Below are 12599 nucleotides of genomic sequence, written 5' to 3' on the forward strand. Positions count from 1 at the left end.
ATTCTCCAAGAAATCTACGCTCGCTTTATCAATTTTAATGTTTGTAAATGGCTAACCTCACACGTTACCATTAAAACATCAAAGTTAAAACAGACTTATAAAATTTGTTTTTCAGACGCTGTTNATGCCTGTCGAAAATTTCTTAGAGANNAACTNACTTCCNTCCAATTAGAAACCTACATTGCCAAGCACCTATCTATTATTCGACCCAATCGAACCTTCCAAAGAAAGATAAAAAGCCAGGCTCCCGTAAGCTTCACTTATAGAGTAACATAATAGTTAAAAAATAGAGCAAAAAACCATCCTTTTGTACGCCCTAAATATAAAAACTATCCCCGTCTTGTCATCAACTGCTCAGACGGGAATAGTTTCTTCAATTGCTTAGTTGCTTAACTTAATGACATTGGACACATGGCCAAGTTTTCTTTATTTCTTATTTTGCAATATCGAATACTGTAGATTTAACAGTAGTCATTGCTTCAATAGAGTATTTCACACCTTGTGTTCCAGCACCAGATTTCTTAGCACCAAGGAATGGGAAGTTATCTGTACCACGTTGTGTTTTGTTGTTGATGTGAACAGTACCCACTTCAAGTTGTTCAGCAATCTTGAATGCCAATGGGAAGTTGTTTGTAAATACTGCTGCTTGAAGACCGTATTCAGATTTATTTGAAATTTCAACAGCTTCTTCTACTGAATTAACACGGATAACTGGAAGGACTGGGCCAAATGGTTCTTCCCAAGCCAAACGCATATCAGTTGTTACATTGTCAAACAATACTGGACTAATAAGGTTACCTTCACGTTTGAATGAAATAACTTCTTTAGCACCTTTGTCTTGAGCGTCTTTGATAAGACCTTCAACATAGTCAGCAGCTTTTGTATCGATAAGCGGAGTAATATCAGCATCATCTTCAGGCATACCAACAGTTAAATCTTTAACAAGTTCTGAAACTTTGGCAACCAATTTATCTGCAACGCTATCCATAACAAGGACACGTTTAACGGCTGTACAACGTTGACCTGAGTAACCGTAAGCACCAGCAACGATGTTTTTAGCAGCCAAGTCAAGGTCCGCATCTTCAAGAACGATAGCTGAGTCTTTACCACCAAGTTCAAGCATAATTGGACGCATACCAGCCAATTTACCGATGTGTTCACCTACTGGTGTAGAACCTGTGAAGTTGATGTAGTTAACAGCTTCGTGTTCAACGATGTAGTCACCGATTACTGAACCACGTCCTGTAATGGTATTGAATACACCAGCTGGAAGTCCAGCTTCAGCGAATGCTTCAGCCAAAAGAAGACCTGAAATAGAACCTTGCGTAGGTGGTTTAAGGGCAACAACGTTTCCTGAAATAAGGGCAGGAGCAATCTTAGAACCTGCGAGGTTAATTGGATAGTTAAATGGTGAGATAGCAAGTACCAATCCTACTGGTTCGCGACGCACAATAGCGATTTTTTTCTTGCTTGCTGCCTCAAAGCTTCCACCTTCAAGAACTTCACCTTCAAGACGGACACCTTCCTCGGCGGCATAATTAATGATTTCAGCTGTACGAATAACTTCGCCTACTGCTGATTTGTAACCTTTAGCGATTTCTTTTGAAAGAACGGCACCGATTTTTTCAGCATCACGCACCAAAATATCAGCTGCTTTATGAAGGTAAGCTGCACGTTCTACGTATGAAAGCGCACGCCATTCTTTTTGAGCGGCTTTTGCAGAAGCGTAAACATAATCAACTTCTTCCTGGCTCATTGCAGGTACAGAACCGAGTTCTTCACCTGTGGCAGGAGCGTAAATTTTAATTTCTTCTTTAGAAAGTTTCCACTCCCCATTGACATAGTTTTTATATTGTTTAGTCAAGCTATATCTCCTTTTAAATATGATAATTCCATTTTATCACTTTTTCCGCTTTTTTCAATATTTTAGCACGAAAAAATTCAGAAAATTAAGACAAAAAACTTTACAACATCAAATTGTTATAATAATAACTGTTATTGAATAAAGTTTTTGTAGTAAAATATTAATTTCATCTGTATTCTACAATTTAGAACACACTCCAAGTCAAGAATTTTATTTTAAAAAAGCAAGAAAATATATTCTCTAGTAAAATTCTACTCATAGATCTTTAAAAATCAGTAATTCCGATAAAAGTTGATTTTTCAGTTATTGGCTAAGCTAAAGTGTCAGGAAAACCATCCCACATCTATCCGTAAACTCAAAAAAAGAGTTCGGACAAATAGTCCAGACTCTTTCTGATAATATTAAACACAATTAATCGAAATCAACGTATTCTTTGCTAAGCTCAAGAACTTCTTCCATTGTTGAGCATTCTGTAAGAGCGCGATTTGCATATTCTTGCATTTTAGCTGTATCAAGTTTCTTCATAAGGCTACGTGTACGAAGAATTGATGTAGCTGACATAGAGAACTCATCAAGTCCCATTCCAACAAGAAGCGGAACAGCTTTTTGGTCCCCAGCCATTTCACCACACATACCTGCCCATTTACCTTCAGCATGCGCTGCTTTGATAACATTGTTAATCAAACGAAGGATAGATGGGTTGTATGGTTGGTAAAGGTATGAAACTTGTTCGTTCATACGGTCAGCAGCCATAGTGTATTGAATAAGGTCGTTTGTACCAATTGAGAAGAAGTCAACTTCTTTAGCGAATTGATCAGCAAGCATAGCCGCTGCTGGAATTTCGATCATGATACCAACTTGGATGTTATCAGCAACTTCCACACCTTCCGCCAACAATTTAGCTTTTTCTTCTTCAAGAATACCTTTAGCTGTGCGGAATTCTTTAAGAAGAGCAACCATTGGGAACATGATACGTAATTGACCGTGAACAGATGCGCGAAGAAGAGCACGCAATTGAGTACGGAACATTTGGTTACCAGTTTCAGAAATTGAAATACGCAAAGCACGATAACCCAAGAATGGGTTCATTTCTTTTGGAAGGTCGAAGTAAGGAAGTTCCTTGTCACCACCGATATCCATTGTACGGACAACGACTGGTTTGCCGTTCATACCTTCAAGTACAGCCTTGTAAGCTTGGTATTGGTCTTCTTCTGTTGGGAAATCTTGTGAATCCATGTATAAGAATTCTGTACGGTAAAGACCTACAGCTTCGGCACCATTATCGTTCACACCTTCAACATCCTTAGGTGTACCAATATTAGCTGCCAATTCAAAATGCTTACCATCAGCTGTGACTGTTTTGGCATCTTTAAGAAGCGCCCATTCAGCTTTTTGTTTTGCATAAGCTTCACCAGCTGCCTTAAATTCAGCGATTTGGTCATCAGTTGGGTTGATGATCACTTCACCAGTGATACCGTTAACAGCTACAATATCACCATCTTTAACACGTTCTGTGATATCGTTTGTACCAAGTACAGCAGCGATTTCAAGAGTACGAGCCATGATAGCTGAGTGACTTGTACGCCCGCCGATATTAGTTACAAAAGCTTTAACAAAGTTTTTGTCCAATTGAGCAGTGTCAGATGGTGTCAAATCATGTGCGATAACAATTGACTCTTCGTCAATAGTAGCAGGATTAGGAAGTTTAGCACCGATAAGATGCGCTAGTACACGTTTAGCAACGTCACGAATATCCGCTGCACGCTCTTGCATATATGGGTTGTCTTCCATACCTTCAAAGATTGTGATGAACATGTCAGTCACTTCTTTGAGTCCTGCTTCAGCATTAACTTGTTTTGCACGAATAGTTTCTTTGATTTGACTGATCATTTCTGGGTCAGCAAGAACCATCAAGTGTGCATCAAATACAGCTGCAGCTTCTTCACCGAGCGTATCTACTGCTTTTTCACGGATAACAGAAAGCTCGTCTTGCGATGCTTGTAAAGCGGCATCAAGGCGAGCTTCTTCTGCGTTTGTATCTTCAACTGTAACAGTTTCAAATGACAAATCCGGTTGAACAAGTAGATATGCTTTAGCAACGGCAACTCCATCAGAGGCTGCAATTCCTTTAAGCATTTCTGTCATAATTAAGCCAATCCTTCTTTTGTCATTGTTTCTTCGATAGCTGCAAGCGCGTCGTCTGCATCAGCACCTTCAGCTGAAATAGTAACGTCTGCACCTTGACCAACACCAAGGCTCATAACACCCATGATTGATTTAAGGTTCACTGCTTTACCTTTGTAATCAAGAGTGATGTCTGAAGCAAATTTGCTAGCTGTTTGAACGAGCAAAGTAGCTGGACGTGCGTGAATTCCTGTTTCTGCAACAATGTGAAAATCTTTTGAAGCCATAGTATGGTTCTCCTTTATAAATTGTGTATTTTTTGGGTTAAAGTATGATAACCCTTACAAATTAAGATTATAGCACATTGATTTTAAATTTTCAATCTTTACGCTGTTTTTTTCTGAAAATAATTCATGAAAAGCTCTAAATTCCTATAAATTTTCTATTAAGCATGAGCTTTATTTTATTACTCGCGAAAAATACTGAAAATTTTGAAAATAATATTGAAAACTATTTTGAAAGTGATATACTGTTTTCGTAAATACAAGATGATCCTATGAATTTGCTATCAGACAAACTTCACAGAACCACCTTATCACATAAATGATGGGAGTTTTCTTATGAATACACTAGAGAAATTTAGCAAGTGGCTTAGCAAATGGTTTACCATTGCTGTCATCCTTTGGTCAATATTCAATTATTGTCTTCCTAGTACAAGTGCATGGGTCATACCAAACACTGCTTACTTACTGGGAATCATTTTATTTGGTATGGGGCTGACACTAACAACTGAAGATTTCAAGAGAATTGCTCAACGTCCCATTCCTGTAATTCTAGGAACCATTGCACATTATGTCATCATGCCTGGACTGGCTTGGCTGCTTTGCCTAATTTTCCATCTTAAAGGAGCAACAGCTGCGGGAGTCATCCTAGTCGGTTCTTGCCCAAGTGGCACATCCTCAAGTGTCATGGCTTTTCTTTCAGGAGGTGATGTGGCTTTAGATGTCTCAATTGAAACATTGTCAACACTCTTAGCACCAATCATGCTTCCAGCCCTACTATCACTTTTGGCAGGACAGTATGTTGCAGTTCCAGCAACAAGCCTCTTTTTAAGTACCCTTCGCATTGTTGTCGTTCCTATTATACTAGGTGTGTTAATTCACAGTATCTTTGGTAAAAAAATGAATACCATCATTCGTATCATGCCCCTCATTTCGCAGTTGGCCATTTTATTAATTGTAGGAGCAGTTATTTCCGCTAACCATGCCAATATTTTCACAACAGCTACAGCAGTGGTTATTCCAGTGGTTATTCTACATAATCTATGTGGCTACACTCTTGGATTCACTTTCTCTAAATTACTGAAACTGGAAGAGCCTCAACAAAAAGCAATTACTTTCGAGGTTGGTATGCAGGATTCTAGCTTAGGTGCTACTTTAGCTATCAAATACTTTGTTCCACAAGCTGCCATCCCTTCTACTATTTTTAGCATTTGGCATAACATTTCTGGTTCAATCTTATCCTCATGGTGGAAAAATCATTCTAAAACCATAAATTAGTCTATATTAAAAGGCTCTTTATCTACTGTAGTGGATTAGCTTGTCTAGCAACGAGTTACGGTCAAATTAATCCATGATTTGAATCCAAAATCAGTTCATAGCGTGGAACAAATTTTGGATAGTGTGGAATCTATCAAGAGCGGTTGTTTGCATTAAGGAGTGAAACAGTCTAGGCTTGAACTGTTTCAACCTAAACCTAGAAATTGTAGAGCAGAGGGCTTAGGCAAACTAGTAGAAGAGACTCAACAGATCCATAGCAGTGACTTTGATACGGCTGCAAGCCTTGTTAAAACAGCGCATGACGTCGTTTCCGATAAAGCTTGAGTGTACCCATCAAGGATGGCGATAATGTTGGGAATCTGATGATTTTCTCAGACTGAAGAGGTCTTAGCGACAGCCATTTTTCCATATGATTTACACTTGGTCACTTTTTTATCCAAAGTGATATCGCATCTTTAATGTCGAGCAAATTTTTGATATAATCTAGCAGTTCCATATAGATTTCGTTAATATAGGCTATAGGTTTGAAAGCTTTTCATTATGAATCATGTGGGACTTTTTTCACACTGTCAACAAAGCCCTATGATATATGAGATTTACCCACTACAGATATTATAGAACACTAAAGACCTTGTTTTCACTAAGCCAAGGTCTTTGGTTTACTTTTTATTTTTGGGAGTCTTTCTAAAATGAGCCATTTGTTTTCTAAGCTCTGTTACAAAAGGAACATCAATACCTTTAAATTGGCTATAATTTTTCATCAGGCGTCGTTGGTTAAAATGAAAAGGCTTGATATTTTTTTCTTGCAAAAAATCTTCAGCATGACGGCGGAATTTTTCCAAACGCTGACTGAAAAGCTCAGCTTGTTGAGCCAAACCATCTACTTCTTGACGAACGTTTTCTTGCATTCTATTCTGCTCATCTCTGATTTTATTTTCCAAAGACAGGGCAGCCTTATGAAATGGCACCGTGTCAACCACCGTCCAAACGAGGTCAGCTAGCATCACAACCATAATCAGGAAAGCCCAATATGAAGGGATTTTGAGAACGACCGTCATAATATAAGGTTGAATCCATTTTACCAAAATCAAGATAGCCAGCCCCCAAAAAAGGGAAATACGCGGGGCAATTCGTCCCTTAATATTACCTTTTTCATGGCTATAATCCCACAAAATCATGTGGAAGAAAGTCTCCAAAAACCAGCCCGCCAAATACTCAAAAACTGTCGCAATAACCATGCCACTCAAAAATAAACTCAGCAGATTAGCTTGAAAAGGCTGAGTAAAAATAAGTACTGTGGTGACAGCGAAGCCATAAACTGGACAATAAGGGCCAAACAAAAAGCCGCGATAAACAAAATGTCTATCTAAAATCGAGCAATAAACCGTCTCCCATAACCAACCGATAAAGGAATAGATAAAAAAGAGAAAGACGAGTTCTGGGAAGGAATAAAACATAAACTAACCTCACTTTGCTTCCCATTATAATCTATTTTATCAGTAAATTCAAAGGCTCCGAAACACTAAATTCTGGAGCCTTGTTTTCTATAAATTAGTGATTAGTCTTTGGCAAAAATCACTGGTCGCGTAAGCCACTCTGCCATTAGCCAAATCAGCCGTAAAGATTCCTTGAGCAATGGATCTCTCAAGAGCGGCTGTAATGAGGGTTGAAACTTCACCCCAACCGATATAATCAAATAGCATGCAGCCAGATAAGAGAAGAGAACAAGGATTAGCCTTATCTTGTCCTGCGATGTCAGGAGCCGTACCATGAGTAGCTTCAAAAATGGCATGACCTGTCAGGTAATTGATATTAGCTCCCGGTGAGATACCAATACCGCCAACTTGGGCAGCCAAGGCATCGCTAGCATAGTCTCCATTAAGGTTAGTCAGAGCAACCACATCAAAGCGTTCTGGATTAAGAAGAATCTGCTGCAGAAAATTATCAGCAATAATATCATCGATTACTAATTTTCCACTAGCTAACTCAGCTGCATATTCGTGCTGAGCCAATTCATAACCCCACTTGCGGAAACCGCCTTCGGTGAATTTTTGAATATTGCCTTTATGAACCAAGGTCACTTTGGTCAACTTATTTGCCAGAGCGTATTCAATAGCGGAGCGAATGAGACGTTCACTGCCTTCAATCGAAATTGGTTTAATGCCAATGCTACTACTCTCTGGAAAACGAATCTTTCTGACACCCATTTCTTTCTGAAGAAAGTCAACAACTTTCTGAGCATCAGCTGTTCCGGCTTCCCACTCAATACCGGCATAAATGTCCTCGGTATTTTCACGGAAGATAACGATGTCAGTTTTCTCAGGATTTTTGAGCGGACTGTCAATTCCTTTAAAATAGCGGACAGGGCGAACACAAGCATAGAGGTCTAATTCCTGACGAAGAGCTACATTGAGCGAGCGAATACCACCACCTACTGGTGTTTCAAGCGGCCCCTTGATAGCAATCAAATCATCCTTGATGGTTGCTAGCGTTTCATCTGGCAGCCATTCTCCTGTTTCTTCAAAGGCTTTTTTGCCTGCCAAAACTTCCTGCCACTCAATTTGCCGCTTGCCAACATAGGCTTTTTCAACAGCTGCATCAAAAACCGCACGCGCATTCTTCCAAATATCCTGCCCAACACCGTCTCCCTCAATAAAAGGAATAATGGGATGGTCCGAAATTTTAAGCTTTCCTTCTTCTAAGATAATTTTATCTGCCATAACCCGTCCTTTCTAACGTTTACCAATTGGGACATATTCTAGATTCATTTGTCCGATGTAATTAGAACGTGGACGAATGAGCTTATTGTTCTTTTGTTGTTCTTGAATATGAGCAATCCAGCCAGATACACGGCTCATAGCAAAAATCAAGGTAAAGATAGAACTGTCAATGCCTAGCACATGATAAACCGTCGCCGAGTAGAAATCCACATTGGGAATGAGCCCTTTGGTGTTTTTCATATAGTCTTCAATCTCACATGATAACGTAAACCAAATATCATACTCAGTTCCTTCAGTCAGTTCCTTAGCCATTTCTCGTAAGTACTTCTCACGCGGATCCTGTGTTTTGTAAACGCGGTGACCAAAGCCCATGATTTTTTCTTGTGAATCCAATTTTTCCTGTAAGTAAGCCTTAGTATCTCCTTGCTGACGAATTTCCTGAAGCATGTCAAAGACTTTCTCGTTGGCTCCGCCATGAAGTGGTCCCTTAAGAGTTCCTATAGCAGTCGTCACACAAGAATAAATATCAGCCAGAGTTGAAGCACAGACACGCGCAGCGAAAGTTGAGGCATTGAGTTCGTGGTCTGCATGAAGAACAAGTGCCCTATTCAACGCTTTCACTTGTAGAGGGTTTGGCTCTTCTCCTTTTAACATATAGAGGAAATTGGCCGCAAACCCTAAATCTGTTCGCGGTGCGATAGGAGACTGTCCTGTTCTCAGTCTCGCAAAAGCCGCAATAATAGTTGGCATCTTAGCCATCAACTGAATGGACTGTTCATAGGTTGCTTCTAAAGAATTATCTTCCGCATGAACATTATAAACCCCAAGCAAGCTGACCGTAGACCGTAGCACACTCATGGGATGGAGGTGACGACGGGACTGGATAAGGATACACTGCTCTACTGCATCACTGATTTCATAATTAGCTCGTAGTTCTTCTACAAAATGCTTATACTCAATCTGAGTCGGCAGGTGCAAATTCCATAACAAATAAATGACTTCCTCAAAGCTGGCATTATTATCCATCAATTCTGAAATATTGTAGCCTGCGTAGGACAAATCGTCATCAATAATAGCGCTAATCCGCGTATTACAGGCAATCAAGTTCTTCATTCCATTTTCTTCCATAGCCTCTATTCCTTTCAAGATAAAAACTTCTATTAAGTCTCACTATCACCTTACTTCTAATTTCTTTCGAACAACCATTGGTAAAATTCCACCGTTTTTATAATAGCGAATGTCAGCATCAGCATCAAAACGCACCAAGGCTTTAAAATGCTTCTCACCCTTTTCATCACGAGCTACTACATCCACAATATCATGAATAGCAGGATTTTCTGACAAATGAATATCATAATTTTCATAACCTGTCAAACCAAGACTGTCTGCATTTTCACCCTCCAAAAATTGTAAAGGCAACATGCCCATCATAACCAAATTTGAGCGGTGAATCCGTTCAAACGACTCTGCCAAAACAGCCTTAACACCTAAAAGATTGGCTCCCTTGGCAGCCCAGTCACGACTAGAGCCCATACCATAGTCCTTACCCGCAATAACCAGTGTTGATATGCCTGCTTCCTTATATGCCATAGCTGCATCATAGATTGGAACAATATCTCCTTCATATTTGGTGAAACCACCAATCTTGCCATCAGCCAATTCATTTTTAATGCGGATGTTAGCAAAAGTTCCACGCATCATGACTTCATGATTCCCACGACGGCTGCCATAAGAGTTGAAATCAGCATAGGCCACACCGTGCTCTTGAAGATAGCGAGCAGCTGGGCTATTTTTGGCGATATTGCCTGCTGGTGAAATGTGATCAGTCGTCACAGAATCACCAAATTTAGCCAAAACCGATAAACCATTCAAAGGTTTAATAGACAGGTCATCCCTTAAACTATCAAAATATGGCGGGTTTTGAATATAGGTTGACGCCTGATTCCAGTGATAAATCTTGCTTTCTTCAGTCGGAATATGATTCCATTTGTCACTGTCCGAAAAGACATGTTCATATTCTTTTTGGAAAAGCTGACGCGTGACATATTTGTCAACATAAGCTGTGACTTCCTCGCTGCTTGGCATGATGTCATCTAGGTAAACAGCTCGGCAATTGTCATCGAAACCAAGTGGCTCAGTCGTCAAATCTATATTGGTATTACCCGCTAATGCATAGGCCACAACAAGTGGTGGACTAGCAAGGAAATTAGCCTTAACTAGAGGATTGATACGTCCTTCAAAATTGCGGTTCCCCGACAAGACAGCAGACGCCAGCAAGTCGCTTTCAGTGATAGCTTGTGCCACCTCAGGACGAAGATTACCTGAATTGCCAATACAAGTGGTGCAACCATAACCCACAACATTGAAGCCCAGTTGATCTAGATAATCTTGCAAGCCTGAAGCTTCTAGGTATCCTGTCACAACCTTTGAACCTGGTGCCAGCGAAGTCTTGACAGTTGGTGCCACCCGCAGACCTTTCTTGACCGCATTGCGTGCTAAGAGACCAGCAGACATCAGAACGTAAGGGTTGGACGTGTTGGTACAAGAGGTAATAGCTGCAATAGCGACATGTCCTGTTGCAATCTCCTCATCATGGTCTGCAAAGTGAACGGTGGCTTTTTTGTCTAATTCTTTTTTACCCAGTCCAAAACCTTGAACACCCGCTTCACGAACGATACTGTCTTGAAAGGCAGACTTAGCCTCAGTCAAATCAATCAAATCCTGCGGACGCTTTGGCCCAGAAATAGAAGGACGAATAGTAGACAAATCAATCTCAACAACTTTTGTGTAATGAGCTTGCTTGCTTGGATCGTAAAATAGGTAGTTGGCTTTAGCATAAGCCTCCGTCAAGGCAATATGTTCCTCATCACGATTGGTCAAACGCATGTAGGTAAGGGTTTCCTCGTCAATAGGAAAATAACCGCAAGTCGCCCCATATTCTGGCGCCATGTTAGCTACTGTCGCGCGGTCAGCCAGACTGAGATTAGCTAAGCCGTCTCCAAAATACTCCACAAACTTCCCGACTACCTTTTCTTGACGAAGAACTTGAGTCACCTTGAGTGCCAAATCCGTTGCTGTGGCGATTTTTGGCAACTTTCCTGTCAAACGCACCCCAATCACTTCAGGTACTGGGAAATAAGAAGCCTCTCCCAGCATAGCTGCTTCCGCTTCGATTCCACCAACTCCCCAGCCTAGCACACCAATTCCGTTAATCATAGTGGTGTGACTGTCTGTCCCAAACATGGAATCTGGATAAAGCAGACCATCTTTTTCAATGATAACATCAGATAGAAATTCGATATTGACCTGATGGATAATACCCGTTGCTGGTGGCACCGCACGGTAGTTATCAAAGGATTTCTCAGCCCACTTGAGAAATTCGTAACGCTCATTGTTGCGCTTGAATTCCATATCGATATTATCTTCCAAAGCCGTATCGCAGCCATAAAAATCAACCTGAACAGAATGGTCAATAACTAGGTCAACTGGAATTTCTGGATTGATTAGATCAGGATTCCCTCCATTTTTGACAATGGCATCTCGCATAGAAGCCAAATCAACCACCACAGGAACTCCTGTAAAATCCTGTAAGATGACACGACTTGGTTTGAAAGGTACTTCTCCCTCGGGAGAACTAGCTTGATAGTTCACTAAATTCTCAATGTGACTTTTAGTGACATCTAAACCGTCATATTTTCTTAAAAGACTTTCAATTAAAATACGGATAGTATAGGGCAAGTCCTCTATATGTCCTCCCATTTTTGCAACCGCGTTCGCAATGTTGAAATATGCATAATTTTTATGATTAAATTGAAGTTCAGATTGATAAGACATGCGCTATCCTCCGTATATTTTATGAGTTGTGCTTTTAATTATACAATAAACAGAATTTTTCGTCAATATAATATGTTATATTTTATAACATATATCTTGCGGTTTTATTTCCCTAAAGCTAAAAAGTCAATAAAGATACCATATTTCGTGCTTTTGAAATTACACCGGCACAATATATAGTATTTTTTGAGATTGAATTACTTGCTTTTTTTGCTTATTTCCGATATGCTAGATAAGTCAAATTAATTATTTCAGGAGGAGATCGAAATGGCAAAGATTACGCTATTTTCAAAAAATAACTGCATGCAATGCAAAATGACTAAGAAATTTTTAGAGCAAAACGGTGCTGAATTCGAAGAAATCAACATCGACGAGCATCCGGAAAAAATTGACTACGTGAAGGGGCTTGGCTTTACTGCTGCACCAGTCATCGAAGCTGGCGACATTACCTTCTCAGGTTTCCAACCAGCAAAATTAAAAGAAATTATCTAAATTAGT

Annotated in this window: 9 protein-coding genes and 1 pseudogene; 3 read left to right on the forward strand and 7 right to left on the reverse strand. The window is 40.0% G+C overall.

Going from position 1 to position 12599, the window contains the following annotated elements; genetic code table 11:
- Positions 1 to 276, forward strand: a pseudogene (locus A3GS_RS12205) (IS4 family transposase); the annotation flags it as partial.
- A 157-nt stretch (positions 277 to 433) separates the two neighbouring features.
- Here A3GS_RS12205 and A3GS_RS0102870 read toward each other — a convergent pair.
- The 3 genes from A3GS_RS0102870 to A3GS_RS0102880 form a co-directional block, all read right to left on the reverse strand.
- On the reverse strand, positions 434 to 1864 hold the full coding sequence (locus A3GS_RS0102870) for an NADP-dependent glyceraldehyde-3-phosphate dehydrogenase (protein WP_009853872.1): 1431 nt from the start codon (positions 1862 to 1864) through the stop codon (positions 434 to 436).
- Between the two features lie 411 nt (positions 1865 to 2275).
- Complete coding sequence (gene ptsP, locus A3GS_RS0102875; RefSeq protein ID WP_018363918.1) at positions 2276 to 4009, reverse strand: phosphoenolpyruvate--protein phosphotransferase; 1734 nt, start codon at positions 4007 to 4009, stop codon at positions 2276 to 2278.
- A 2-nt stretch (positions 4010 to 4011) separates the two neighbouring features.
- A complete protein-coding gene (locus A3GS_RS0102880; RefSeq protein ID WP_003064009.1) occupies positions 4012 to 4275 on the reverse strand; it encodes a phosphocarrier protein HPr in 264 nt (87 codons plus the stop codon).
- A 333-nt stretch (positions 4276 to 4608) separates the two neighbouring features.
- Between A3GS_RS0102880 and A3GS_RS0102885 the strand changes: the two genes are divergently transcribed.
- Positions 4609 to 5547 (forward strand): bile acid:sodium symporter family protein, encoded by a 939-nt coding sequence (locus A3GS_RS0102885; protein WP_018363919.1) that lies wholly within the window; start codon positions 4609 to 4611, stop codon positions 5545 to 5547.
- 659 nt (positions 5548 to 6206) lie between these two features.
- Here the strand turns inward: A3GS_RS0102885 and A3GS_RS0102895 are convergent.
- From A3GS_RS0102895 to acnA, 4 genes are all read right to left on the reverse strand, one after another.
- Positions 6207 to 7004: a putative ABC transporter permease gene (locus A3GS_RS0102895; RefSeq protein ID WP_018363920.1), complete on the reverse strand. Its 798-nt coding sequence runs from the start codon at positions 7002 to 7004 to the stop codon at positions 6207 to 6209.
- A gap of 87 nt (positions 7005 to 7091) precedes the next feature.
- Positions 7092 to 8267, reverse strand: coding sequence for an NADP-dependent isocitrate dehydrogenase (gene icd, locus A3GS_RS0102900; protein WP_018363921.1), 1176 nt, complete (start codon positions 8265 to 8267; stop codon positions 7092 to 7094).
- Positions 8268 to 8279: 12 nt separating this feature from the next.
- Positions 8280 to 9395: a citrate synthase gene (locus A3GS_RS0102905; protein WP_018363922.1), complete on the reverse strand. Its 1116-nt coding sequence runs from the start codon at positions 9393 to 9395 to the stop codon at positions 8280 to 8282.
- 45 nt (positions 9396 to 9440) lie between these two features.
- Positions 9441 to 12101 (reverse strand): aconitate hydratase AcnA, encoded by a 2661-nt coding sequence (gene acnA, locus A3GS_RS0102910; RefSeq protein WP_018363923.1) that lies wholly within the window; start codon positions 12099 to 12101, stop codon positions 9441 to 9443.
- Between the two features lie 267 nt (positions 12102 to 12368).
- Here acnA and nrdH point away from each other — a divergent pair, with 267 nt between their 5' ends.
- On the forward strand, positions 12369 to 12593 hold the full coding sequence (gene nrdH, locus A3GS_RS0102915; protein WP_018363924.1) for a glutaredoxin-like protein NrdH: 225 nt from the start codon (positions 12369 to 12371) through the stop codon (positions 12591 to 12593).
- Positions 12594 to 12599: the final 6 nt, after the last annotated feature.

Origin of the sequence: Streptococcus caballi DSM 19004 (assembly GCF_000379985.1) — a bacterium.
Taxonomy (GTDB): domain Bacteria; phylum Bacillota; class Bacilli; order Lactobacillales; family Streptococcaceae; genus Streptococcus; species Streptococcus caballi.